The 26,203-nt window shown below is 26.9% G+C and carries 22 protein-coding genes; 5 read left to right on the forward strand and 17 right to left on the reverse strand.

The annotated features are described in order from the left end of the window. Positions 1-150: 150 nt before the first annotated feature. Entirely contained in the window at positions 151-2,130 is a 1,980-nt protein-coding gene (locus tag BM027_RS05130) for a fructose-1,6-bisphosphatase (protein ID WP_090089417.1), read from the reverse strand. A 422-nt stretch (positions 2,131-2,552) separates the two neighbouring features. Here BM027_RS05130 and BM027_RS05135 point away from each other — a divergent pair, with 422 nt between their 5' ends. Beyond that, positions 2,553-2,972, forward strand: a complete 420-nt coding sequence (locus BM027_RS05135) for a hypothetical protein (protein WP_139209535.1) — start codon at positions 2,553-2,555, stop codon at positions 2,970-2,972. Between the two features lie 101 nt (positions 2,973-3,073). Here BM027_RS05135 and BM027_RS05140 read toward each other — a convergent pair whose 3' ends face one another. The 7 genes from BM027_RS05140 to BM027_RS05170 form a co-directional block, all read right to left on the reverse strand. Continuing rightward, positions 3,074-3,934: an NAD(P)/FAD-dependent oxidoreductase gene (locus tag BM027_RS05140; RefSeq protein ID WP_090089419.1), complete on the reverse strand. Its 861-nt coding sequence runs from the start codon at positions 3,932-3,934 to the stop codon at positions 3,074-3,076. Between the two features lie 16 nt (positions 3,935-3,950). After that, positions 3,951-4,265 carry a thioredoxin gene (trxA, locus tag BM027_RS05145; RefSeq protein ID WP_090089420.1) on the reverse strand — a complete coding sequence of 105 codons (315 nt, stop codon included), beginning with the start codon at positions 4,263-4,265 and terminating at the stop codon, positions 3,951-3,953. 149 nt (positions 4,266-4,414) lie between these two features. Further along, positions 4,415-6,121: an ABC transporter ATP-binding protein gene (locus tag BM027_RS05150; RefSeq protein ID WP_090089421.1), complete on the reverse strand. Its 1,707-nt coding sequence runs from the start codon at positions 6,119-6,121 to the stop codon at positions 4,415-4,417. A 30-nt stretch (positions 6,122-6,151) separates the two neighbouring features. Then, entirely contained in the window at positions 6,152-6,823 is a 672-nt protein-coding gene (locus BM027_RS05155) for an ABC transporter ATP-binding protein (protein ID WP_090089422.1), read from the reverse strand. Beyond that, a complete protein-coding gene (locus BM027_RS05160; RefSeq protein WP_090089423.1) occupies positions 6,807-7,577 on the reverse strand; it encodes an ABC transporter permease in 771 nt (256 codons plus the stop codon). Before BM027_RS05160 ends, BM027_RS05155 begins: the two co-directional genes overlap by 17 nt. Further along, entirely contained in the window at positions 7,552-8,526 is a 975-nt protein-coding gene (locus BM027_RS05165; RefSeq protein ID WP_090089424.1) for an ABC transporter substrate-binding protein, read from the reverse strand. Before BM027_RS05165 ends, BM027_RS05160 begins: the two co-directional genes overlap by 26 nt. A gap of 543 nt (positions 8,527-9,069) precedes the next feature. Then, positions 9,070-9,489: a YaaR family protein gene (locus BM027_RS05170; protein ID WP_090089425.1), complete on the reverse strand. Its 420-nt coding sequence runs from the start codon at positions 9,487-9,489 to the stop codon at positions 9,070-9,072. Positions 9,490-10,039: 550 nt separating this feature from the next. On the opposite strand from BM027_RS05170, the gene BM027_RS05175 reads away from it, so the two are divergent. Further along, a complete protein-coding gene (locus BM027_RS05175; RefSeq protein WP_090089426.1) occupies positions 10,040-10,342 on the forward strand; it encodes a hypothetical protein in 303 nt (100 codons plus the stop codon). A 354-nt stretch (positions 10,343-10,696) separates the two neighbouring features. Here BM027_RS05175 and asnB read toward each other — a convergent pair whose 3' ends face one another. The 3 genes from asnB to BM027_RS05190 form a co-directional block, all read right to left on the reverse strand. Then, positions 10,697-12,538 (reverse strand): asparagine synthase (glutamine-hydrolyzing), encoded by a 1,842-nt coding sequence (gene asnB / locus BM027_RS05180; RefSeq protein WP_090089427.1) that lies wholly within the window; start codon positions 12,536-12,538, stop codon positions 10,697-10,699. A 381-nt stretch (positions 12,539-12,919) separates the two neighbouring features. Beyond that, positions 12,920-13,756: a CvfB family protein gene (locus tag BM027_RS05185; RefSeq protein WP_090089428.1), complete on the reverse strand. Its 837-nt coding sequence runs from the start codon at positions 13,754-13,756 to the stop codon at positions 12,920-12,922. 146 nt (positions 13,757-13,902) lie between these two features. Then, a complete protein-coding gene (locus tag BM027_RS05190) occupies positions 13,903-14,412 on the reverse strand; it encodes a gamma carbonic anhydrase family protein (protein ID WP_090089429.1) in 510 nt (169 codons plus the stop codon). Between the two features lie 188 nt (positions 14,413-14,600). Between BM027_RS05190 and BM027_RS05195 the strand changes: the two genes are divergently transcribed. After that, positions 14,601-15,608, forward strand: a complete 1,008-nt coding sequence (locus tag BM027_RS05195) for a CehA/McbA family metallohydrolase domain-containing protein (protein ID WP_090089430.1) — start codon at positions 14,601-14,603, stop codon at positions 15,606-15,608. 144 nt (positions 15,609-15,752) lie between these two features. Here BM027_RS05195 and treR read toward each other — a convergent pair whose 3' ends face one another. From treR to BM027_RS05220, 5 genes are all read right to left on the reverse strand, one after another. Beyond that, positions 15,753-16,466 carry a trehalose operon repressor gene (treR, locus tag BM027_RS05200; RefSeq protein ID WP_090089431.1) on the reverse strand — a complete coding sequence of 238 codons (714 nt, stop codon included), beginning with the start codon at positions 16,464-16,466 and terminating at the stop codon, positions 15,753-15,755. 137 nt (positions 16,467-16,603) lie between these two features. Next, the gene (gene treC, locus BM027_RS05205) at positions 16,604-18,265 is read right to left on the reverse strand and encodes an alpha,alpha-phosphotrehalase (protein WP_090089432.1); all 1,662 of its coding nucleotides are present in this window, start codon (positions 18,263-18,265) and stop codon (positions 16,604-16,606) included. Between the two features lie 113 nt (positions 18,266-18,378). Next, entirely contained in the window at positions 18,379-19,800 is a 1,422-nt protein-coding gene (gene treP, locus BM027_RS05210; RefSeq protein WP_090089433.1) for a PTS system trehalose-specific EIIBC component, read from the reverse strand. A 169-nt stretch (positions 19,801-19,969) separates the two neighbouring features. Next, positions 19,970-21,598: a glycoside hydrolase family 13 protein gene (locus BM027_RS05215; protein ID WP_090089434.1), complete on the reverse strand. Its 1,629-nt coding sequence runs from the start codon at positions 21,596-21,598 to the stop codon at positions 19,970-19,972. A gap of 240 nt (positions 21,599-21,838) precedes the next feature. Then, a complete protein-coding gene (locus BM027_RS05220; protein WP_090089435.1) occupies positions 21,839-22,168 on the reverse strand; it encodes a hypothetical protein in 330 nt (109 codons plus the stop codon). A 231-nt stretch (positions 22,169-22,399) separates the two neighbouring features. Between BM027_RS05220 and BM027_RS05225 the strand changes: the two genes are divergently transcribed. Both BM027_RS05225 and BM027_RS05230 read left to right on the forward strand, forming a co-directional pair. Next, complete coding sequence (locus tag BM027_RS05225; protein WP_090089436.1) at positions 22,400-22,867, forward strand: Lrp/AsnC ligand binding domain-containing protein; 468 nt, start codon at positions 22,400-22,402, stop codon at positions 22,865-22,867. Between the two features lie 447 nt (positions 22,868-23,314). After that, positions 23,315-24,082 carry a putative ABC transporter permease gene (locus BM027_RS05230; RefSeq protein ID WP_090089437.1) on the forward strand — a complete coding sequence of 256 codons (768 nt, stop codon included), beginning with the start codon at positions 23,315-23,317 and terminating at the stop codon, positions 24,080-24,082. Between the two features lie 144 nt (positions 24,083-24,226). On the opposite strand, the gene BM027_RS05235 is transcribed toward BM027_RS05230, so the two are convergent. Beyond that, the gene (locus BM027_RS05235) at positions 24,227-25,981 is read right to left on the reverse strand and encodes a phosphoenolpyruvate carboxykinase (protein WP_090089438.1); all 1,755 of its coding nucleotides are present in this window, start codon (positions 25,979-25,981) and stop codon (positions 24,227-24,229) included. Between the last annotated feature and the right edge of the window lie 222 nt (positions 25,982-26,203).

The raw sequence follows: 26,203 nt of genomic DNA on the forward strand, positions 1-26,203 counted from the left end.
TTAAGTGAAAATCAAAATTTTATATTTTGTTCCTCGAACTTACTCAGCGAATGCATATGAGTCGAGTTTCCTATATGAATTCTACTGTCCATGAGCTTTATATAACAATATCAACACGGTTTTAAAACATAGCCAAATATATCACCTTTTTTATCTCATTTCTTTTATTAATCCTTTTCTGTAAATGGAAAGTAATGATTTTAAATCTTTAATTTGATTTTTTAACTCCATTCCCATATCAGTATCGCCCACTCGCTTTCTTTTTACCTTTTGTTCCACAATCATTGTAGTTGATAAAATATCTTTCTCTTTAACTATTGATTCCTCTGTGGATGAAAAGTGTTCATGGGACACTAACTGTAATCCATATGAGTTATATATAAGGGTATATCCTGCTATTCCTGTTTGTTTTTGATACGCTTTAGAAAATCCCCCATCTATTACTATAAGTTTTCCTTTAGCTTTTATAGGACTTTCTCCTTCTTTCTTTTTAACCGGTACATGTCCATTTATTATTCTAGATTCTTTAGGATCTAATCCAAATTCTTCTAAAATCATATCACACATTTTTTCACTGTCTCTTAAATCATAATATGAAATCTTTTTTTCTATATGAGTGGATTCATCATCTATAAAATACCTTTCAAAAGTACTCATTTGTTCCTTACCAAACAAAGGAGAGACAGATCCTGTCCATAAATACCACATTATATCCATACCATAAAGTTTCTCTTTGCTATCAACTTCCTCAAAGTACCCTTCTCTTGATAATGAATCAAATTTTTCCAAAAGTTTTTTTCCTTTATACTCTTGTCCATATATTTTCATAGTTTTAAAATTTGAATTCTCATCTAATGGAATACATCCATGAAATAAAAGATTAGAATTACATTTTAGAAACATATTTCCTTTTGAAAAAAGAAATCTAATATGCTTTTGCAATTTCTCGCTATTTACAAAAGAAGATACTAGTTTATCTATAAGGATGTTTTCTTCTTGAGTAAGTTCATAAGGATTATCTACATTTATTGTTGGGAAATTATTATCATTTAATTTATACTCTATTCCTTTTAATGTTATTGTTCCTTTTTTATAGTCTATTTTATTTAATAATAATCTTTCCTCTAATTCAAATTCAGGGTGTCTATCTATTATTTCTTTTTCAAGTTTAAATTGAAGTATAGTTATAGCCTTATGCATCTTAGAAACTAAATCTAATTCTTGATTTGCACCTGCATTGTCTTCTTTTACCTTAGGAATAAAAGCTTCACATGGATCATTTTTATAATATTTCAAAGCAAATGTAGCTAATGGCAAAAGATTTATTCCATAAATTTCTTCTATTAAATCTAAATTTGCATATCTAGTAGATATTCTTAAAACATTTGCTATGCAAGTTCTTACTCCTGCTGCTGCTCCCATCCAAAGTATATCATGATTTCCCCATTGAATATCAACAGAATGATATTCCATAAGTGTATCTATTATTATATCTGGTCTTGGTCCTCTGTCATATATGTCACCTATTATATGGAGCCTATCAATAACTAACCTTTGTATTAATTTTGATAAAGCAATAATAAATTCCTTAGCTCTTCCTATATCTATAATTGTAGTTATTATTCTATCATAATATTCTTGCTTATCTATTTCATTAAACTGTTCATGTAAAAGTTCTTCTATTATATAAGCAAAATCAACAGGTAATGCCTTTCTAACTTTTGATCTAGTATATTTAGATGATGAATATCTACAAAGTTCTATAAGTCTGTTTAACGTTATTTTATACCAATCATCTATATTTTTTTCTTCTTTTAATACTATCTCTAACTTTTGTTCCGGATAATATATTAGAGTTGATAAACTCTTTTTGTCACTCTCTAATAATGAATTTCCAAATACATCTTCTATTTTCCTTTTTACTACTCCTGATGCATTCCTTAACACATGTACAAAAGGCTCATATTCACCATGAACATCGCTTAAAAAATGTTCAGTCCCCTTAGGTAAGTTTAATATAGCTTCTAAATTAATAATTTCTGTAGATGCTGCAGCAATTGTAGGATATTGTTTTGCTAACAATTTAAAATACTTTAATTCTTTAATATCTTCCTTCTCATTATTATTCATTTTACCCTCCCTAAATTCATATAATATATTTAATTCTTTAGCTATGTTTTAGCAGAGTGTTGATATTGTTATATAATAGCGAACTGGCATTGAAATTTACTTTGTAGAACTCTTAATGAATATTTGTACTAATAATTGCTTGTCATAATCTTTGATTGGGAGCATGCATTAATAGGACTAATATTCATTTTAGAGTTTTCAAAGTAAATTTCACTGTCCATGAACTTTATATAACAATATCAAAACGGTTTTAAAACAAAGCCAATTCTTTTAATATGCTTATATGAATAAATTTTAAATACCCTTTATAAACTATTAAATCATCATATATAATTTTTGTCTATTAATTATGTGTTTTTTTTGTAAAGATTTACTAATCTATTTCGATATTTATAATATACAGTAATTTAAAGGAGGTAGGTATGATGGAAAGAGATAATTGTTGTAATAATAATTCTTATTTGATAACTGCAGTAAATTGTGATAATACAATATTAAAAAGGAGCTTTTTTAAATCTTCATCCTATAATAAAAAGAAAAAAGCTAATAATAAATCCTTTAAAGATGCTTTAAATAATGTTAATTCATCCTCTATAAATAATGAGTTAAATATAAAAGATTTAACTCAAGAAGATGATAAATCTTTTATAAATCAACTTAATTTTAAAAATAAAAGCTTAACTAATTTCAAAAAATTTTCTTCAAATAATTCTCCTGACTTGAAAAACAAAGCTGAATATTATAAAAATTATGAAGATAATTATAGTTTAGAAATTATTAAGCCAAATATAGAATCTCTTTATAAAAAAATTAAAGCAATAAGATGTTTGAAAAATAAATGAGGTACATGAAATTAAATAATTACTACTAATGGTTAAAATATTGGGCTATGTTTTAAAAGCTGTATTTAACAAAATCAATGCTAAATACAGCTTTTTATAATTTACTTTAATGAATCTAAATATTCTACAGCACTAAGAGATGCAATATTTCCTTCTCCTGCTGCTTTAATATATTGATATGGCTTTCCTGTGCAATCACCAGCTGCAAAGCAACCTTTGATATTTGTTTTCATGCTTCTATCAACATCAACATGTCCATCTGTTATTTTAAGTCCTGGAACCAACTGTTTAGGCGAAATTGAATCTTTAAGCAAAAAAATGCCTTCTGTTTCTAATTCTTTTCCTTTTAAAACTAATTTTTCTACTTTTTCATTTCCTAAAATCTTTATTGGCTTATCTTCTATAATTGTAACCCTATCATTTATATTATATTCTCCTCTATACATAGGTATATAATATACAGATTTGGCTAATTCACTAACATAAGACGCATCCTTTTCTCCTTCTTTATTGTAAGCTATTATAGAAACAACCTTATCTTTATATAAAGGTGCATCACAAGTTGCGCAATAGCCTACTCCTTTCCCCAGGAATTCTTCTTCTCCTTCAAGAGCTTTTGTATACTCTACTCCAGTAGATAAGATTACAGTTTTAGCTTCATATATCTTTTCATTAACCATTAGGGCAAAGTATTCTCCCATAGCATAAATATTATTTATGCGTTCTTCTTGAATCTTTATTTGCATTCCCTCTATATGAGATAAGAACTTATCTTTTAATTCTTCTCCAGACACTCCATAAAATCCTAAATAATTGTTAACTTTAGGTGCTTTTTGTAATTTAGAACTTAAATTCTTACTTCCAAAGATAATAAAACTCTTATTTCGTATTTTGGCATTTAACGCAGCTGAAAGCCCTGCAGGTCCACTCCCTACTATAGCTATATCATATCTTGTTTGCATAATTAATCACCTTACTTTACAGGTTATTTTTAATTAAACTTGCTATCGCTTCTTTTGGCATAAATCCAGTTGATGTGTCCACTTGTTTGCCATCTTTAAACAATTTAATAGTTGGTATACTTTGAATTCCATATTGCATAGATACTAATGGATTTTGATCAACATCTACTTTTGCAAATTTAACATTTTTAAATTCTATTGCTAATTCTTCTACCAATGGAGCTAACATCTTGCAAGGTCCACACCAAGTAGCCCAAAAATCTACTAAAACTAGTTCATTTGATTTTAAAACTTCATTTTCAAATTCTGAATCATTAATATGCTTAATCATAGTCGCTCCTCCTAAATACCCCTATCGGGTATATGTTTTATTTAATTTTATCTTAATACAATTTCAAAGTCAATAAATAAAATATACTTATATTTTATACTTCCTCTATCAAAATATTCACTTATATTAATTATTGTTCTAACAAAAAATTAAATAGATGCTATACTTTGTAAATTGCTATACTCACCACCTATTTCCATTAACTTATGATGTGTTCCTCTTTCAATTATTCCTTTATTCCCAACCACAACTATCTCATCCGCATTTTGAATTGTTGACAATCTATGTGCCACTACTATAGTAGTTCTTCCCTTGCATAACTTTTTAAGTGATTCTTGTATTATATGTTCAGTAGCATTATCCAATGCAGAAGTAGCTTCATCCAGTATTAAGATAGCAGGATTTTTTAAGAACACTCTGGCAATAGAAATACGTTGTTTTTGTCCCCCTGATAATTTTACTCCACGTTCACCAATATATGTATCATATCCTTCTGGAAGATCTTCAATAAATTCATGAATATTAGCCATTTTAGCAGCAACCAATACTTCTTCTTCAGTGGCATCGCTCTTTCCATACAATATGTTATCTCTTATGGTTCCAGTAAATAAAAATACTTCTTGTTGTACTATACCTATATTAGCTCTTAGAGAATCTAAACTTACATCATATATACTTCTACCATCTATTAATATGTCCCCTTGGTTTACATCATAAAATCTTGGAATAAGATTACAAATAGTTGTCTTTCCACCACCAGAATGACCAACTAAAGCTAACATTTCCCCTTTATTAATTTTAATTGAAAGATCTTTTAGCACTTTTTCTCCTTCATAACTAAAACTAACATTTTTAAATTCTATCTCACCTTTTACATTTGACATATTAACAGCATTCTTCTTGTCTTGTTCTTGTTCTTGGTTAATGATTTCCATATATCTTTGAAATCCAGTTATACCATTTTGGAATTGTTCCATAAAATTAATTAATTTTTTAATTGGATCTGTAAATAGTCTTATGTATAGCATATATGCAATAAAATCTCCAACATTTATAATTCCATTAAATGTGAATAATCCTCCACATATTAATCCAACATAATTTAATATATCAATTCCAAATCCAGCACCTGCAAAATACTCTGCCATCACCTTATAAGCTTTTTCTCTTGCAATTATAAACTTCTTATTTCCATCCTCAAATTTTTTTTCTTCACTATTATGACTTACAAATGCTTTAGAAATGCTTATTCCTGAAATACTATTTTGTAAATTAGCATTTACAGCTCCTGTTTCTACCTTTGTATTCATAAATGCTTTATTCATTCTTTTTCTTTGATACATTGTGAAGATTACAATTGGAGGTATAAATGCAAATACTATTAATGTAAGTGGTATATTTATAGTATACAATATACAAAATGACCCTATAAGCATGATAATTGATATAAATAAATCTTCTGGCCCATGATGGGCAAGTTCTGAAATATCCATTAAATCATTGATAATTCTAGACATTATGTCCCCTGTTTTATTATTATCAAAATACTTATTAGGAAGTCTTTGAAGGTGTTTAAAAACATCTCTTCTCATATCTGCTTGCATTCTTACCCCTACAACATGTCCCCAATATTGCATGAAATATCCGCACAAGGCTTTTACTATAAATATAATTAATAATGCCAATGCAAATATACCTATTAATCTAATATTTTTATTTGGAATAGAGTCATTTACAAGTGTTCTTGTCATCATTGGGTACACCAAATCACATAATGCTGCTACAAATGCTGTTATTAAATCCAAAATAAATAATTTTTTATATGGTTTATAAAATTCCGTAAATTTTTTTATCATCTAATCTTCCTCTCTTTAACCTCTCGTGTATTATACTATTAAACTTATTATTTCATCTTTTGATTTTTTTAAGTTTTCACTAAAGAATCCTTTTATCTTAACAGGTCTATCTCCTAACACTATTATATTTCCTTCAAAATATATAGCCTCATCAACATCATGCGTAACTAGTATTACCATTCTATTTTCTTTTAAGATTACATCCTTGAATTCATCTATAATATTATATTTAAGTGTATAATCCAATGATTTAAAAGGTTCATCCATCAAAATAACCTTTGAAGGTTTTAAAAATGCTCTTGCTATATTTACTCTTTGTTTCATCCCACCACTTAGTTCACTTGGATACTTATTTTTTACGTTTTCAATACCAAGTGATGATAACATATTGCATATTTCACCTTTTCTCTCTAATATATTATAATATTTTTTAAGAGTAAGATTTAAATTTTGTTCAACTGTAAGCCATTCTATTAATCTATCTTCTTGAAAAATATAGCTTGTATCTTCCCTACAAACGCCTAAAATTTCTCCATCATCAATAGATATTAACTGCGCTAAAATATTTAGTAAAGTACTTTTACCACATCCAGATCCCCCTATTATACAATTTACCTTTTGGTCATAAAGTTTTAAATTAAAATTTTCAAAAATTTTTTCATCATCATAGGATTTTTTTAAGTTTTTAATTTCTATATTCATTGTTTTTCCACCTATACGCACTATTCTTTAAAAATTTATTTATTAATTCAAAAACTAATGATATGATTGCGATAATAACTATCCAAGAAAATATTCCACTTGTATTAAAATTAACTTTTTCTAACTGTATTGCTGATCCAATACCATATTTAGGTTGTCCATGTACTTCCCCTGCAATTACCACCTTAAATGCCAAAGAAAATGTAGATACAAATATACTGATAAAATAAAACCTCATAACAGGCCAATATATATTTTTTATTTTGTCAATTAAAGAAACTTCATATATATTTAACATTTCTATTATTTTTCCATCTATTCCCTCAAGGCTACTTACTATCCCTTCATATAAAATAGGTAATGTAATAGCAAAACCAACTACAAATGGAGCTTTATCTTTATTAAACCAAACTAATGCTAAAACAACTAACACCATTGTTGGGATAGTCTTTGCAAAAGCATTAATAGGTATCATTAAATACCTGAAAAAGGGGTACATAAATGTTAGTACCCCTAAAATCATAGCCAATATTATAGCTAAAGTATAACATAAGGATGTTCTATAGAAAGTGCTTAGAACTATTTTTAAAAAATCCTTATTGCTAAAAATTTCTCTAGTACCATTAACCACTTGTTCTACTCTTGGAAGATATATATCATTATTAATTATTATTGAAAAAACTTGCCATAATGTTAGAAAAAATAAACACGATCCTAGAATGCTTATTCTACTTTTCCATGTATATCCCTTCATCTGGTACTTTTCCCCCTATTGTTTTGCTATCAAACTCATTTAATTTATTAAAATAAGTTTGATATTCTTTGTAAGAATCTTTAATGTTTATATATTTTATATTTGCTCTGTCCAAAGCTGAAACTATTATCTGTTTTTTAGCTGAAACTCCTATTTTTTCGCAATAATCTCCTAATGTTTCCTTATCCTCATATGCCCATACTGTACTATTTTTAATTTCTTTTAAAAGATTTTCTACAAACTTTTTATCATTTTCTATTAAATCTTTTTTAACTATAACTGTTGCTTGTGGAAATCCATATTCTGAGTTATTATCTTTCTTCCATTCTTCATTAAGATCTGCAATTATATTCAAATCTTCTTTTTTACTTAAAACAGTAGATAATGCTGGTTCAGGTAATACTGCATAATTTGCTTTACCTGATAAAACTATTGGTGCAAGTTCAGTTACTCCACCTACATAACTAAAGTTAATATCCTTATCTGCATCTATTCCTTTATCCTTTAAAACAGATTTTGTTATAATATCAGGAGTTAATCCCTTTCCTATATTATAAACTTCCTTCCCTTTTAAACCATCAATAGTTTGATTACTTTCAGTTGAAACTATAAAGAAAGATCCCCAGCCTACAGTTGCACCTATCTTATAATCTCCATTTTTATTAAAAGATGTAGCCGCTAAATTTGAAGGTACTATTGCAACATCTGCTTCTCCCTTCATAACAGATGTAACTACATTATCAGATGTTTGTTCTATATTATAATTAATCTTATAACCTTTTTGAATTTCTGGCCTTTCTTTTATAATCTTAGCTACTGATATAGCTGGAAGCCCATCTGGAACTATAAAATTAATTTCTTTAGTTTCTTTCATTATATTGGTTGTTCCACATCCTACAAACATTAAAATTGACATAATTGACACTAAAAATATTGATATTTTTTTCATTTTTTTCACCGTCCCTAAGATCTATTTAATAATGACTATCATACCACAATTATATTAAAATCCAAAATTAAGTATATCCAATATTTAATAATTAAATACATAGTATTATATTAATATCATTTTAGTATCTCTTTATTTAAAATTTATGGGGCTGTCTCAGAATTAGCAAGTGAAGTAATAACAAAGAAATAGAAATAACATTTATTAAAGAAGACTAGAAAAGTTTTGCTAAGATTTTCTAACATTTAAAGTTGTACCCATAAAAGATTGCTCCTAATATGCATTAGGACAATCATTTATGGAACAACTTCAAATGAAGAAACTCTAAGCTTATTTTTCAATGCTTCTTACACAAATGTTATTTCTATTTCTTTTTTTGAATATACATCATATCATTAAATGATTTGGATTATGAGACAGCCCCATATGTATTCTTAAGTTCAAATAATTCATATGATCTTCAACTTTTTTATGTTATTTTTACTTTTTTCTATTATAAAATCATATTTATGTAATTCAATAATATTCATTATTCCTTTATATTTATCTATATATGTCTACAATTAAACCTTGAATTTCATCTATAGTTGAAGCAATACTTATATTTTCTTTTTCTTCTGCAATTAACATATTAGTCAATTCTTCAAGCTTTCCATCAATAGTATCTACGGTAACAAAGTATTGAGTTTGCCAAAAACTAATATCTTTTTTTGTATCGTACATGAATTTCAAAATGGATTCTAAATATTCTTTTATCATCTTCTTATACATAACAACATCAACATATGTTTTTGTTAATACAAGTTTATTTCCTCTTTTCTTAATATCATCCATCAATTTACGAAGTTGTTCTGATGATTTTCTATCTCTAGCATGATTAAAGCTTTGTGAAAAATCTTTTTTTTCTGAAACAATTTTTTTTTCTGCTGTTACACTTCCACTTCGTACTCTACCTATCTCCATAATTACTCAACCCTTTCCTAACTTTAATTATATCAAATAAATCAGTATTTCTCCAGATTAATTGTTGTATTGTAAAACAAAGTTTATATAATTTAACATATATTTATAATAGGTATTAAATAAAATTTATAACTATGAGATTTTACTATTTTTAATTGAAAATTTTATGATATTTACTAATATGAATTCCATGAATTTTATAATACTATTTATGTATAATAACTCATTGTGCTAGTTAAATTTATCGATCTCATTATAAGCATATAAGACACATGAAAGAAAATATCATATATAATTGCGAAGTAGGCATTGAAAATTTGTGCTTACTGTTTCATTGTTTTAAGTTGTTCCACTTTTGATTGTCCAAAGCTCTGTCTTTGGATCAATCGATAATGGATGCAACTTAAAACAATAGAAACTGTTAGTGCAATTTTTCTAGTCCTAGGGAGTAATCATATATGATATTTTCAATTTTATAACATCATTAAAAAATAGACTTATTTTAACTAGCACAGCACGTTATAATAATATTATATAGGAGGCATTTAATATGATAGTTAAATGTATAGATAACAACTTATGTTCAACTTTAACTTTAAGCAAAGAGTATTTGGTTATTGAAGAAGCTATAGAATATTTTGTTATTATTGATGATAAGAATCAAGAAACCACATGTAAAAAATCAAGATTTAAAATAATAGAAGATGGTGATTTAGCTAAAAAATCTAAAGCTACTATAACAGAATTATCTCATCAACTGAATAATGATTTTCAAGATATAAAACACTTTAACATCAGAAAAAATTCTAAGGGTGAAATTAAAGAAATCTCTATAAAATTCAAATATCAATAAACTAAGCTGTCTCAAAATTATAGGAATCATTTGAGGCAGCTTCTTTTTCATGTTTTAAAAGGCTATGTTTTAAAACCGTGTTGATATTTTTATATATTGTAAAGTGGGCTAAGAAATTGAACTTAAGAACGTCTAAATGAGTATAGTCCCCTTTTAGCTTGCTCCAAAGACAAGCTTTGGACAAGCAGGAAAGATGACAATACTCAAGGAAACTCGACTCATATTCATTCGCTAAGTAAGTTTGAGGTACCAAATATAAAATTTGGACTCTCACTTAAGAGTTCTAAAAGTCCAATTTCAATGTCCACTTTACAAAAATATAACAATATCAACACTCTGCTAAAACATAGCCTTTTAAATTAATATATTAATATTATATTCTTCAAGCCAAATATTAACTTGAACTAAATAAGCAATTAATTGAGGCCCTGTCATTAATTGTCCATACCATGGGCTCTTATATGATGTACCCTTACTATTAACTATTTCTTTAACTGTTTTATCATCAATAATCTCATGGATTGGTGATGATTTCTTATCTAATATATCATTCATCATTTTACACACTATATCAGTATATACAGGATTATGTGTCTTTGGATAAGGACTCTTTTTTCTATAAATAATATCTTTTGGTAGTATTCCTTCTAATGCAGCTCTTAATAAACCTTTTTCTCTACCTTTATATAACTTCACATCTGCTGGTAAGTTAAATGCATATTCTACTAACCTAACATCTGCAAACGGGACCCTTACCTCTAAGCTGTTATACATACTGACTCTATCTTTTCTAGTTAAAAGATTTACCATAAACCATTTTAAGTTCATATAAGATACTTCTCGCATCCTATAATCCCGTATGCTTTCACCATCAAGATGTGGCACCTCACTTAATGTCTTTTCATATTGATACTTTATCAATTCTTCTATTGGTAAGCCCTTTAAATTTTCATTAATTATTGCCTTTCTATCTGTCGCAAAGCGTGACCATGGAAAAGTATCTAAATAAAACATTTCATCATTTGTAAACCAAGGATATCCTGCAAATATTTCATCTGCACATTCTCCTGAAAGTCCAACTATAAAATCCTTACGGATTTCTTTACAAAATAGTAATAATGATGAATCAATATCTGCCATTCCTGGTAAATCTCTTGCAATTACTGAATCTTTTAAAGCATCTGCTAAATCAGAATGGTTTAAAAGGATCCTTTTATGATTACTTTCTATAAATTTTGCCATTACTTCTGCCCAATACTCATCTGATGTAGGCTGAAACAAAGAAGATTTAAAGTATTTATCATTATCTTCATAATCTATAGAATAAGTTGTAAGAATCTTTCCTTGATTTTTAAATTCATTTGCTGCTATAGCTGAAATGGCTGAAGAATCTAATCCACCTGATAAAAATGTGCAAAGTGGTACATCTCCTATTAGCTGTCTTTTTATTGCATCCACTAACAACTCTCTAACATGCAATATAGCTTCTTCTGGAGTTTCTTTAAACTCTTTTGCCTCCACCTTCCAGTATTCCCATAGATTAATATTACCTTTTGATATTAATAAACAATTTGCAGGTGCAACTTCTTTTATATTTTTATATACAGCACTTCCTGGTATTACAGCAGGTCCTAATGCAAAAAGTTCAGTCAATCCTTCTTTATCAATTTCCCTTTTAATTTTGGGATTTGCTAATATTGTTTTTATTTCTGATCCAAATACTATTGTACCATCACATATTGCATAAAACAGTGGCTTTACACCCATTTGATCTCTTGCTAAAAAAACTTCATTCTTATTTTCATCATAAATTCCAAAAGCAAATATTCCATTTAACTTATTAACGCATTCTTTACCCCAACATATATATGCAGTAATTAATACTTCGGTATCTGAATACGAATCAAATTCAAATCCCTCTTTCTTTAATTTTTTTCTTAAATCCTCTGTATTATAAAGTTCTCCATTATATACTATTGTAAATTTTTTACCTTGAAACATCTTAGTCATAGGCTGAACTCCGCCCTCAGGATCTACTACTATTAGTCTTCTATGACCTAATAAAACATTTGTACTAACATAATAGCCTAAACTATCTGGACCTCTTCTTTGCAATGTGCTTACCATTTTTTCTAATATTACTTTATCTTCTACTATATTTTGATTAAAGTTTACTAACCCAGCAATACCACACATATCTTTCTCCTTCTATAAGTATTTAGGCATATTAAAATAAATAACAAGTAAGTCAGCTAGTCTATTTTGTGTCATACTACGTCAATAAAATCAGCCCATAGCTTGCTATGCGTTAATTTCATCTCCTTGCCCTTGCACAAAATATACGTCGCATCTTTGACTTGTTATTTTCTTTAATATGCCTTAGGCATTTTAAAAAATAATGAGTCAAAGATTTCTAGTTTATTATTCTCTTTATAATCCCTTGTCTTACAAAATATGATTAGTAAAAAAATGTTGTGCAAAATTTTTTAAAAGAAAAAGACAATATGTATTTAAAAATATTAATCAAATACATATTATCTTCTTATTATGTGATATTTAAAAATTCTAATACTGAATTTATAATAATCTAGTACCTTCTTTATCTTGAGTAATTAACTTTTGTCTCATTAATCCTCCAAGAGCAATTTTAAAATAATTTTTACTAGTACTAAATGTTTTCTTTATATCTTCTGGAGAAGACTTATCATTAAAAGCCATAAATCCTCCATTTTCTCTTAAATGTTGAAGAATCTTTTCAGTTAAAACATCCTTCTCATCTAATCTCTTTTTTCTTGTAGTAACTCCAAGTGTACCATCGTCATAAATCTTTTTAACTCTTACCTTTACCTCTTCACCTGGATGTATATATTCAAAATGTTCATTTCCTAAGATTAGGCCTCTATATTTTTTATCTATAGCTACATTTAATGTTCCATTTGTACAAGTATCATATATTATAGCATCAACTTCATCTGAAACTTTAAATTTATCAGGTTCTGGTGTCTCTAAATATTTATCAAGTCTAGTAGTAAGAGCTAATCTATCAGTTTTATCTAAATACATATAAAACAAGTATTTTTTTCCTACTTTTAATTTAAACGCTTGTTCCTTAATTGGTATAAATGCATCTCTTTCAAGACCAAAATTTGCAAAAGCACCAATTGGACTTTGACCGACTACTTCTAAATGTCCTATATTTCCTACAGTTAATTCTGGAGTTTTTAGAGTTGAAATGATTCTATCCTTTGAGTCTCTATAAACAAAAACTTTTAGTTTATCACCTTCTTCAACGCTCTTATCATTTAAAGCTGAATTTGGTAATAACACTTCTTCTCCGAATTCATCTTCTAAATAATATCCAAAATCAACCTTTTTACTTACTTTTAAGTTATTATATTCACCTATTAATATCATATGTCCTCCATATATTACTTTATTTTTTGTTTAGCTATGGTATTGATATTGTTATATAACAATATCAACACGTTCTTAAAACAAAACTAATAAACCAAATATATAAGGCTCTTGGTTTATTAGTTTTTTAAGATGCCTTTTAAAATCTACTTATTTCCTTGCATTTCTTTACTTAATTTTATGTAATTTAAATAAGATTCTTTATTACCTTCTATCTCTTCTTCACTTAATTTCCTTATAGCCTTTGCTGGATTTCCAAGTATTAAAACTCCATCTCCAAATTCTTTATTTTGTGTAACTAAACTTCCTGCACCTACCATGGAATTTTTACCAATCTTAGCTCCATTTAATATTATAGCACCCATGCCAACTAATACGTTATCTCCTATTGTAGATCCATGGACTATAGCTCCATGTCCTATAGTAACTCCATCGCCAACAAGCACCTTGTGAGTTGCATCTCCATGAAGAACTGCATTTTCTTGTACATTACTTCCTGCACCTATTGATATTGACTCCTCATCGCCTCTAATAACTGCTCCAAACCATATGTTAGAATCTTCTTTTATTGTAACATCTCCAATAACAACTGAAGTTTCTGAAATATAAACGTCTTTATCTATTTTAGGACTCTTCCCTTTAAAACCTCTTATCATTATATTTTTCCACCTTCTTCTTTTCTTTAAAACATCTGTTTAGGCATATTCAAAAAAATAACAAGTCAGTATACTATTATATTTTTTGCAATATCTAAACTTATTTTATCATTACATTTACTTATTGTCATTATTTTAGTTAAGAAGATATACTATATATTATAAACAATTTTTAGAGGTTGTATTATTTGGATAAAAAACAAGCAAAAATAAAAAGAGATTTTAATTTCAAAAGCTTAAAATTCTATTATGGTATTCCTCATGCACATTGTGCCTTTTCCACTGGACGTGGCACTCCAACTGAAGCCTTTGATTATGCCCGCCATAACGGACTTGATTTTTTAATTTTAACAGATCATAACAATTATCTTACAAAGACTGTTAGAGTAAATGGTAGTGAAATAACAAAATGGGAAGCTTTAAAATATCTACGTACAAGATATAGAAAAAAACATGATAATTTTTTACCTTTAATTGGATTTGAAGGTAAGACGAATATTTTAGGAGATATTAACATTATAAATTCTAATAGGTTTTTTACTGGTGTAGTTAACAATATGCAATTATTAATACTTTGGATGTTTAATAATCCAAACTCTTTTATAAGCATAAATCATCCTCATAAAAACATAAAATATTTAGAACATAATCCAATGTTAAATAAAGTTATAACCTCAATAGAAGTTGGTAATGGTTCTTCTCCTAATAAATATACTAGGTATGATAAATATTATTATTATCTATTAGATAAGGGATGGAAACTAGGCGCAATAAATTCTCAAGATAATCATAGAATGAATTTTGGAGATGATGAAAATTTAACTTGTATTATTTCAAATGAGCTTACTACTGATTCATTAATAACTGCATTTAGAAGTAGACATACTTATTCAACAGAATCGAAATCTTTAATTATGTATTTTACTATAAATAACTGTTTTATGGGAGAAATTCTTCCTATAGATAAAGATGAGCTACAATTTTCTATATTTGTTGAGGATCCTAACTATAAAATCAAAGAAATTAATATTATTTCTTTTGGAGGAAATACTATAAAAAAAATATCCAATCTAAATTTAAATAGAATCAAATATATTTATAATCATAATCCTAAAGAAAATGAAAAATGGTATATTATTAAAGTAGTTTATTTTAATGATAAAGTAGCAATAAGTTCTCCCATATTTAGAGTATAAAAAAAGTGTATTGCAAAGATTCAAAAAAATTATCTTGCAATACATCTTTTTACATGTTTTAATTAAAACCAATTTTTATTTATTACTTTACAAATTTAAAATTTATATTTCATTTTTGTTTTATATAATATAATAAACAGATTTCTAATAATTTCTTCTAGCAAAATCTACAAACCTAAACTTATCTGGTCTATGTCTTGATTCAGTATATTGAAATAAAGTTGCATCTTCTAAATATACATAACTCTTAACTACTACTATCATGTCATAATTTTTTATATCCAAATAATTTTTATCTTCATCATTTATATTTTGAACAGTTATTTCTTTTTTAGCAAAACTTATTTTTAGACCAAGTTCTTTTTCAATATAGTCATAAATAGATTCTTTGCATATTTGTTCTGTTAATTCTGGAACAAACTCTCTATTTAGATAGTCTTTATCTAATATTACTCTTTCATCATCAATTTCTCTAACTCTTATTAATCTCCAAACCTCATCTTCTTCAGAAATTTTAAGCTTATTCATCAATCTTTTATTATTTTTTACAATATCAAGTTCCTCTACATGAGTTTCATATTTCCAATTAGCTTTTTTAGCTATTTCTTTAAAACTAGTTATCCCTGATATAGGAAATGCAACCTTATTAATATCTAGTACAAAAGCTACTTTTCCCTTTGATTTTTGTATATATCCATTTTGCTCTAATAAATTTAAAGATTTTCTAACAGTATCTCTGGAAACTTTATATTCACCCATTAAAGCACTTTCTGATGGCAATTTATCATAAGGCTTTAAATTTTCATTTTCTATTTTATTTAATATGCTATTATAAATAATTAAATATTTGCTATCCACATTCATCACCATAATAATTTTAACATCAATATATACATTCTACAAGAAGTGTTTAGATTACAATAAATTTATTATTAGGCACATGAAAGAAAGTAACTAATCAATATTATAAAGATTAATTACTTCCATTAAATTATTTATTTAAGTTTAATAGCAAATGACTCATACGGTTTTAATTTAATATTTTCAAATTTATCATAATTACACTTATAATTTGATATTAAAAGTTCTACTTTCTTTCCATCAAAATCTATCTCTTCTTTTAAATTTATAGTACATTCTTTATCATAAAAATTATTTACAATTATTATACTTTCATCATTTAACTTTCTTTCATATGCATAAACTTGTTTATGATTCTGTAATAACATTCTAAAATCTCCATATGCTATTGTGTTCTCCACTTTCCTTATACTAATAAGTTTTTTATAATAATAAAAAATAGATTCTTTATTATTTAATGAATTTTTCGCATTAATTTTCTTATAATTTTCAGGTGCATAAATCCATGGGGTACCTGTTGTAAACCCTGCATTCTTACTATCATCCCATTGAACTGGTGTTCTTGAATTATCTCTTGATTTACTCTTTAATATATTCATAATATTTTCTTCATCTACGCCTTTGGATTTTAATATATTATAGTAATTTATAGATTCAACATCCCTATACTCTTCTATTGTATTAAATTCAGGATTTGTCATTCCAAATTCTTCACCCTGATAAATATATGGTGTTCCATTCATTAAATGAATTGCTGTAGCAAGCATTGTTGATGATTCTTTATGAAATTTTTTCACATCTCCAAATCTTGAATTTACTCTAGGTTGATCATGATTGCACCAAAATAGTGCATTCCATCCATTACCATCAATCATTCCTCTTTGCCAATTATTAAATATATTCTTTAATTTCTTAAAATCAAAATCCATTAAAGACCATTTTTCACCATCTTTATAATCTACTTTTAAATGATGAAAATTAAATACCATAGATAATTCTTTTTCATATGGATTAGAATATTTAATACAATTCTCTATTGATGTAGATGACATTTCTCCAACTGTTATAATATCATCATATTTTCCAAATGTATTCTCATTAAGTTCCTTTAAGTATTCATGTATCTTATGTCCATCAGTATAGAATCGTCTTCCATCTCCAATATTATCATCTTCAAATGTACTTGGTTTAGATATTAAATTTATAACATCTAACCTAAATCCTTTAACCCCTTTTTTTATCCAAAAATTAACTACATCATATATTTCTTCTCTTAACTCTTTATTGTCCCAATTTAAATCAGCTTGAGTTACATCAAATAAGTGTAAGTAATACTCGTCCAATGCTTCAACATATTCCCACGCATTTCCACCAAATTTTGATTTCCAGTTTGTTATAGGAATATCCTTTTTTCCTTTTCTAAAAATATAATAATCTTTGTATTTTTTCTCACCAGCTAATGCTTTTTTAAACCATTCATGTCCTGTTGATGTATGGTTAAACACCATATCTAATATTATATCTATATTTCTACTCTTACTTTCTTTAACTAAAAGTTCAAAATCTTCCATAGTTCCATATCTACAATCAACATTATAATAATCTTCAATATCATAACCATTATCTCTTTGTGGAGATATATAAAAAGGAGTAAGCCATATATAATCTATTCCTAATTCTTTTAAATAATCTAACTTTTCTATAACTCCTTTTAAATCACCAAATCCATCTCCATTAGAATCTTTAAATGACTTTGGATATATTTGATATACTACACTTTTCTTAAAATCTTTCATATATAATCACGCTCCATCTAATCTTGTACATATAAGTTAATATTATCTTGATTGTATTAATAAGTGCAAAGTAATGGAGATTCCTTACCTTGCACTTATTCTAATTAAATTAATTATTTAGTTCCAACTTTAGCTAATTTACTCTTAGATAATATTATTGTTAATATAAACGGTACTACTATTGCTATTGCCATACATATTAAATATGGTAACATACTTTTTCCTTGCATTGAAAGGATTGCTGGTAAACCACCAACTCCAACTGAGTTTGCTGTTGCACCAGTTATCATTGAAACTATACCTGCTATTCCTGAACCTATTATAGCTGCTACAAATGGATAGAAACGTTTTAAATTAACACCAAAGATAGCTGGTTCTGTAACACCCAAGTAAGCTGATATACACGCTGGAACTGCTACTTGCTTTTCTTCTACATTCTTTTTGTTTAAATATATGTATCCTAATACTGCTGAACCTTGTGCTATATTAGCTAATGCAACTATTGGCCACATATATGTGCCACCAGTTGTTGCTATAAGTTGTAAATCTATTGGTAATAATGTGTGGTGTAATCCCGTTATAACTAATATAGGATAAACAAATCCATATACTCCACCAAATAACCAACCGAAAGAAGAATGAAATCCTGCTTGAACTACTGTTGCAATTCCATTACCAATTGCCCAACCTATTGGTCCTAAAACTGTATGTGCTAACAATACTGCTGGTACTAAAGAGCAAAATGGTACTATTATCATCTGAATTGAATCTGGAGATACCTTTTTCCAAAATCTTTCTAAGTATACATATGCAAAGCCTACTAAAATTGCTGGTATTACTTGTGCTTGATATCCTATCATATTAATTTTAGCAAATCCAAAATCCCATACTGGAATAGTTTTAGCGCCACTAACTGCATAAGCATTTAATAATTGTGGAGAAACTAAAGTAATTCCAAGAACTATACCAAGCATTTGATTAGCTCCCATTTTCTTAGTTACAGACCACACAACCCCTACAGGTAAGAAGTGGAATATAGCTTCACATATTAACCATAGAAAACTATTAGTACCATTCCAAAACTGTGATATTTCTGTTAATGTCTTTGTGCCGTCTTGAAATAATTTCATGTCACCAATTATATTTCTAAATCCTAGTAACAATCCTCCTACAATTATTGCTGGTATTAATGGTGCAAATATTTCTGCTAAATTAGCAACTCCTCTTTGTAAAACACTCATGTTCTTTTTTGCAGCTTGTTTTACAGCATCTTTATTTTCACCTTGTATTCCTGTTTCACTTATAAATTCATTATAAAATGTTGAAACTTCATTTCCAATAATTACTTGAAATTGTCCTGCTTGAGTAAATGTACCTTTTACAGACGCTAATTTTTCAATACTGTTAACATCTGCCTTTTTAGTATCATTTAAAACAAACCTTAATCTTGTAACGCAATGTGTTAATGTTGCAATATTCTCTTTACCACCCAAATAATTAATAAGCGATTTGACATCATTAGTGAATTTTCCCATAATATAATCTCCTCTCTTTTTAACTTATACGTATAACTTGTAATTGAATAATAACATATACGTATACGCAGTGTCAATGTTTTCATTAAGCGTTTTCATTAGAACAATATTCCAATTGTTAAAGTAACTTATTAAAGCTAGTTAGAGTGTTTCTAACTAGCTTTAATTCTTATATTTTATACATTATTGCCTCATATGGTTTCAGTATTAGTTCTTTAATATTTGTACTTGAATCTTTATAATTACTTAACAGTATCTCTGCTTCCTTTTCTATATTACCCTCATATTTAAATATAGCAGTTGTTTCATAAAAGTTACAAACTACTAAAATTCTCTCTTCATTTAACTTCCTTATATAGGCAAATACATTTTTATCATTTGCATTTAATAACTTATAATCCCCATATACTATATTATTACTATTTTTTCTTATCTCTATAAGCTTTTTATAATGGTAAAATATAGAGTCTTTATCTTTTAAACATTGTTTTGCATTTATATTATTATAATTAGGATTTATTCCTATCCATGGTTTTACATCAGAGAACCCTGCATTTTGTGAATCATCCCATTGCATTGGGGTACGAGCATTATCCCTTCCTTTTGCATATATAGACTTCATTAATTCTTCATGACTATATCCTAATTTTCTTCTTTCTTTATACATATTTTGTATTTCTATATCATCATATTCTTCAATAGTCTCAAATTTTACATTAGTCATTCCAAGTTCTTCTCCCTGATAAATATAAGGAGTACCTTTCATTCCGTGAAGCAAAGTGGCTAGCATTTTTGCACTTTTCACTCTATATTCTTTGTCATTTCCCCATCTCGAAACTATTCTTGGTAGATCATGGTTATTCCAAAACAAACTATTCCATCCATCTACACCTAACTGAGTTTGCCATTTTGACAAAACTCTCTTTAAATCAGTTAAATCTAATTTTTTTAAATCCCACTTATTCTTACCTGGTATTTTATCTAAGCTAATATGTTCAAATTGAAATACCATACTAAGCTCATTTCTATTTGGGTTAGAGTATAATTTTGCTATCTCAGGAGTCGCTCCCCATGTTTCACCAACAGTCAACAAATCATGTTTTCCAAATGAATTTCGGCTCATTTCTTGAATATATTCATGCAATTTAGGTCCATTTTCTTTAATCATTTCATCAGGCATCTTTCCTACTAGATCAATTACATCCATTCTAAAACCGCCTATACCCTTTTCAATCCAAAAGTTCATCATCTTCCAAACTTCTTTACGTACTTCTTTATTTTCCCAATTTAAATCAGGTTGTTTTTTACTAAATAAATGTAAATAGTATTGTTCCGATATTTCATCGTATTCCCAAGCACTACCACTAAATGTTGATTTTAATTCATTTGGCTCACATCCATTAACGGTATCTCTCCATATATAATAATCTCTATATAAATTATCCTTTGACTTTTTAGATTCAATAAACCATTTATGCTCATCAGATGTATGATTTACGACTAGATCCATAAGGATTTTTATTTTTCTCTTTTTACCTTCTTCAATCAATTTTTCCATGTCTTTCATAGTTCCAAATTCGTTCATTATATCACAGTAGTCACTTATATCATAACCATTATCATCATTAGGCGATTTATAAACTGGACTTAGCCATATAACATCTATTCCAAGTTCTTTTAAGTAATCTAATTTTTCTATAATGCCTCTGATATCTCCAATCCCATCTCCATTGCTATCATTAAAGCTTCTAGGATATATTTGATAAACAACTGAACTATGCCACCATTTTTTCTCCATAAATGTCACCTCTTAATCATTTAAAACATATACGTATATGTTCTTTGAAGTCTATACTATATTCTTATAAAGATTATGTCAACGTTTTTATTTGAAATTTAATGCATGAATTACTAAGATCAATTAATAATATAAAAGGCTCTGTTTTAAAATAATGTTTATATTAAAACAGAGCCTAATATAAAAAAGAGCTGCTGGAAATAGAAATTTTCATTAGTTCCTATTTCCAGTAGCTCTTTTTTATTTATTTTTATTTTTTACTCTATTAGGTTTAGCTTTAGGTTTAATAACTATCTTTTTTTCTGTTTTTTTAAGTCCACCAGTTTGTTGAATATCCATAAACCATAAGAAAAATAATACAACTACTATTGATAATATAATTTTAACAATAGGGGTTTCATTTAAAATAGGTAAAAATATTTGAATTATAAACAATACTATCGATATCCCAAGTGGTATCCATTTGTTTATTTTTATTTTTCTAAATACAAATTTTTTACAAACCCAATAAAGCCCAATTACAATAGCTAATGTTGCAATAAAACTAAGAATCATCATGAAAATGCCCATATGTCATCCCTCCTTAAATGTATCTACTATTTAGTTTATTAGATATTATCTATATTATCAAGCATTACATATATTTTTTTATTTTTTATAACTAAGTATATAATAACAAAAATTATTATTTTAATAAAATTTAATATTTTTTTTAATAAAGTTGTCCATTTTAGCTTTAATAATCATTAAATATTTGATAAAATTAAAATTGGATTTGATAATTAATTAAGAGGTGATAATATGACACTAGTTACAAATACTCATTTAGATGAGTTAGACTTACAAATTTTGGATTTATTGATAAAAGATTGTAGAACTCCTTATTTAGAAATTGCAAGAATATGTCATGTCAGCGGTGGAACCATTCATGTTAGAATGAAAAAAATGGAGGACTTAGGTATAATTAGAGGTACTAGAATTCTTCTAAACCTAGCTAAATTAGGATATGACGTTTGTTGTTTTGTTGGAATATATGTAGATAAAGCATCTTCTTTTTCTTGTGTATTTGAAGAAATGTCTAAAATAAATGAAGTTGTAGAATTACATTTAACAACTGGAAATTACTCTATGTTTTCTAAGGTAGTTTGTAGTAACATTTCTGATTTACAGGATCTTCTACTTAATAAAATAAATAATATAGATGGTATACAAAGAACAGATACATTTATTTCTTTATCTCAACCGATAGACAGAAATATATCTTTATAAAGAAGTTTATATTAGTGGGAATAAAATCACATTTAAAGTACATACTATTAATATACTTTATAAGTAAGAAGTGTGTTTTTATTCAAGCATTAGATTATATAAACAATTAATTGGGGATTAAGTAGATTTTTTAAATTTAATTGAAATGTTATTTTTATTAATTATAATTTTAACTAGACTAATTATGCTTTAAGTTGTACAGCTGATTTATGTTCTATTTCTTTTTTCATAAAAGAAAAATCTATCAGCTCTTTATGAGTACATAAAAATTTATTAAACATCACTTTTAATTATAAGTGATGTTTAATTTCATCTTATTTTTTTAATAATCACCCAAATTAAAAAAATTAAAAATAATTAAGATAAAATTAATCCTATATTAATTATTTTTATTATATAATATAATTCTTATGTAAAAAAAAATAATTAGTATCTTTAGGAGGAAATATGGAATTATTTAAAATAATAAATTTTAATTTATATGATCTAGTATATTTTTTTATGATATACTCGTTCTTAGGATGGTGTGTAGAGGTACTTTATGCATATAAAAATAACAGATATTTTGTAAATAGAGGATTTTTATATGGTCCTTTTTGTCCTATTTATGGTGGTGGTATAGTTTCTATAATAATATTATTAGACAGATTTAGATCTAATATTTTATTATTATTTATTTTAGCAACTATTTTAACTTCAATTATAGAATACTTTACTGGTTTTATATTAGAAAAGATTTTTAAATCTAAGTGGTGGGATTATAGTGAAGATCCTTTAAATCTTCATGGAAGAATATGTTTTCATTTTTCTTTAATGTGGGGAGCAGCTTCAGTTATTGTCGTAAAGGTAATACATCCTTTAATTGAAAACATTATTTATAAAATACCAAAATCTATTGGAAATCACATTTTTTATGCAATTGCAATTTATTTTATACTAGATTTCTCATTTACTATAATTTCTTTAATTAAGTTTAAAAAATTATTATCATTACTTCAAGTAGATACTGGTGATTTATTTGAAAGATGTACATCTTTTATATCATTAACAAAAGAAAAGGCTAATGGTAAATCAAAAGCAATTGAAAATAAATTCGAGAAATTTAAATTAAATTTAAATCATGTACGACTAGTAAGATCTTTTCCAACAGTTTCATCAAAATCTTTTGATTCAATACTTAAATCTCTAAAAGAAAAGATATTAAAAAAGGATTAAGGTTTTTACCTTAATCCTTTTTATTATACTTAAACTTATTATTTTAATATACCTTAGATACATAAAATAATAGACTAGGAAACTGGTCTATTATTTTTTTGAATGAGTCTTAGTTATTTTCTTTCATATACCTTAATAAATATATTAAAACATTTTTTTTATTTCATCAAATAATTCTAAAGCAGCATTTCTAGGTCCGTTCTTTTCTTGTCCCTTTACTCCTAAGCAAGTTTTAATTTGACCAACTTTAACTTGTTTTGTTTCAAACATAGTATTGAAATATTTTTCAATAAGGATGTTAGTTTCATCTTCTTTTTGAGCTGGTCCAAATGGATTAGCAAAGAATGATTCAACTAAGCCTGTTTCAGTAGTAGTACCTTTAGCCATTCTAGCACCTGCTGTAAATACTTTTATTGCTTCTTCTGATGAATTAAAGTATTCTAAATGCTTACCATCTTCCCCTACTGCCTCATAATTATTCGCATAGAAAAAGAAATCTATTTTATGTCCTTTAATTATCTCTTTATAAGGTGCTACTGGCATAACTAATCTAGCATTAACCTTATCTGGATTCATAAATATACTTCTGTCCATTTCTTTAAATGCATATCCTTGATCTAAGTCATCTAATCTAACAAAAGCTCCTATTTCAGTACCATATCCTGAAACAACTCCATCTTTTAATTTAAATGTACCCATATCATCAAATATTATAGTCATATCAGAAATATAGTCTTCACTTAAACTTCTGAAAGCCTCTAAACTTTCAGACTTTCCTGCTCCACTATCTCCCATAATAACAACATTTGCTGTATTACCATCTTTAAGAATGATGTTTACCATAGCTCCATGTATTGGTAAGTATCCTTTCTTTATCATGATTAAATTGTGAAGAGTTAATGTCATCTTCTTCATATATCCAAAGTAATCAATTTTTTCTGAATGGTTTATATATCCTAGCATGATATCATTTTTTTCATCATTATAGAATATTGTTTTTAATTCATCTCCATTATCATCATTAGCTCCAAATACATAAACTATATCTGGTTTTCTACCTCTTACTTCTTCACTTCTTGCCATTTCAAACAAGTTACATAAGGTAATACCATGAGCCATAAAGTCTCTATGAAAATATATATATGCCAATGATTCACCTACTTTTGCTGGATAACATAACCAGTGTTCTTTATTCATTTGTGCATATTTTAATGGATTTTCATGAGTTTCTGAAAACATTCCGTCTCTTGTGCTTTTCTTAGGATAAGTTATAAATGGTGTTTCTAAAAGTATATTATCAATAAAAGAAATATCTTCTAATACTTCATAATCTAGTGGAATTGGCCATTCCATTTTATGAACCATAACACATGCATTTCCACCAGCTGGTAGCTGTCTATAAACCTTTGGTTGATATCCTAATACATTCTTTTCAACTTTTCTATATAGCTTTAAGATTACTACTGAGAATGCTGCATTTGCTTCAGTAAAACTCATAGCAGCTAAGCCTTGTTGAAGTTTATATCTATGGATTATTGTATATCTTTCTAATCTTCTCCAGTATAAATAAAATTCTTCTATAAATGTTATAAAACTATCCTTATCATTTAATAATTTCTCACATTTTGGACTATACTCTATAATTTCTTCAACGCCCGTTATTGTTAAAAACTTAATTACTTTTATTAATGATTTACAAATATAAGCAGCATTATCAGTTTCTAAAGATTGTTTTAAATATCTGTATGTTAATGTATTTTTTTTACTAGATTTTTTTAAATAACTATCTAATACTCTTCTAAATCCATCGCTTTCTAATACAGAATCAATATTATTACAGTACTTAGCTGTAAAATTTATTATTACCTTATCATTACTCATTGAAAATTCTTTTTTCATTTAATTGCCCCCTATATGAATTTTTATAGCCTTCAATATTGCATAATTGTTTAAAAATGCCACGTATTGTTTAATTATAACACATTTTTTGCAATATTCAACCTTGCTTTTTTGCATTTCCCATATTTTATAATTTGTATATAAGTTCTAGTTAAAAAATTCAACCTTAATAAATAGTTAATAAATAAGTTGATTAATTTATTTATTTAAGTATATTTACTT

The sequence above is a fragment of the Clostridium uliginosum genome, assembly GCF_900112485.1.
Taxonomy (GTDB): Bacteria; Bacillota; Clostridia; order Clostridiales; family Clostridiaceae; genus Clostridium; species Clostridium uliginosum.

Excerpts from the sequence above, each read along its gene's own strand:
- BM027_RS05190 (WP_090089429.1), bottom strand. The coding sequence starts at position 14,412 with ATGATAAGAGGTTTTAAAGGGAAGAGTCCTAAAATAGATAAAGACGTT.
- BM027_RS05175 (WP_090089426.1), top strand. The coding sequence starts at position 10,040 with ATGATAGTTAAATGTATAGATAACAACTTATGTTCAACTTTAACTTTA.
- BM027_RS05235 (WP_090089438.1), bottom strand. The coding sequence starts at position 25,981 with ATGAAAAAAGAATTTTCAATGAGTAATGATAAGGTAATAATAAATTTT.
- trxA (WP_090089420.1), bottom strand. The coding sequence starts at position 4,265 with ATGATTAAGCATATTAATGATTCAGAATTTGAAAATGAAGTTTTAAAA.
- BM027_RS05130 (WP_090089417.1), bottom strand. The coding sequence starts at position 2,130 with ATGAATAATAATGAGAAGGAAGATATTAAAGAATTAAAGTATTTTAAA.
- BM027_RS05185 (WP_090089428.1), bottom strand. The coding sequence starts at position 13,756 with ATGATATTAATAGGTGAATATAATAACTTAAAAGTAAGTAAAAAGGTT.
- BM027_RS05160 (WP_090089423.1), bottom strand. The coding sequence starts at position 7,577 with ATGAAGGGATATACATGGAAAAGTAGAATAAGCATTCTAGGATCGTGT.
- BM027_RS05215 (WP_090089434.1), bottom strand. The coding sequence starts at position 21,598 with ATGGAGAAAAAATGGTGGCATAGTTCAGTTGTTTATCAAATATATCCT.
- BM027_RS05155 (WP_090089422.1), bottom strand. The coding sequence starts at position 6,823 with ATGAATATAGAAATTAAAAACTTAAAAAAATCCTATGATGATGAAAAA.
- BM027_RS05230 (WP_090089437.1), top strand. The coding sequence starts at position 23,315 with ATGGAATTATTTAAAATAATAAATTTTAATTTATATGATCTAGTATAT.
- BM027_RS05150 (WP_090089421.1), bottom strand. The coding sequence starts at position 6,121 with ATGATAAAAAAATTTACGGAATTTTATAAACCATATAAAAAATTATTT.
- BM027_RS05140 (WP_090089419.1), bottom strand. The coding sequence starts at position 3,934 with ATGCAAACAAGATATGATATAGCTATAGTAGGGAGTGGACCTGCAGGG.
- BM027_RS05170 (WP_090089425.1), bottom strand. The coding sequence starts at position 9,489 with ATGGAGATAGGTAGAGTACGAAGTGGAAGTGTAACAGCAGAAAAAAAA.
- BM027_RS05220 (WP_090089435.1), bottom strand. The coding sequence starts at position 22,168 with ATGGGCATTTTCATGATGATTCTTAGTTTTATTGCAACATTAGCTATT.
- treC (WP_090089432.1), bottom strand. The coding sequence starts at position 18,265 with ATGAAAGATTTTAAGAAAAGTGTAGTATATCAAATATATCCAAAGTCA.
- BM027_RS05135 (WP_139209535.1), top strand. The coding sequence starts at position 2,553 with ATGATGGAAAGAGATAATTGTTGTAATAATAATTCTTATTTGATAACT.
- BM027_RS05225 (WP_090089436.1), top strand. The coding sequence starts at position 22,400 with ATGACACTAGTTACAAATACTCATTTAGATGAGTTAGACTTACAAATT.
- treP (WP_090089433.1), bottom strand. The coding sequence starts at position 19,800 with ATGGGAAAATTCACTAATGATGTCAAATCGCTTATTAATTATTTGGGT.
- asnB (WP_090089427.1), bottom strand. The coding sequence starts at position 12,538 with ATGTGTGGTATTGCTGGGTTAGTAAACTTTAATCAAAATATAGTAGAA.
- BM027_RS05165 (WP_090089424.1), bottom strand. The coding sequence starts at position 8,526 with ATGAAAAAAATATCAATATTTTTAGTGTCAATTATGTCAATTTTAATG.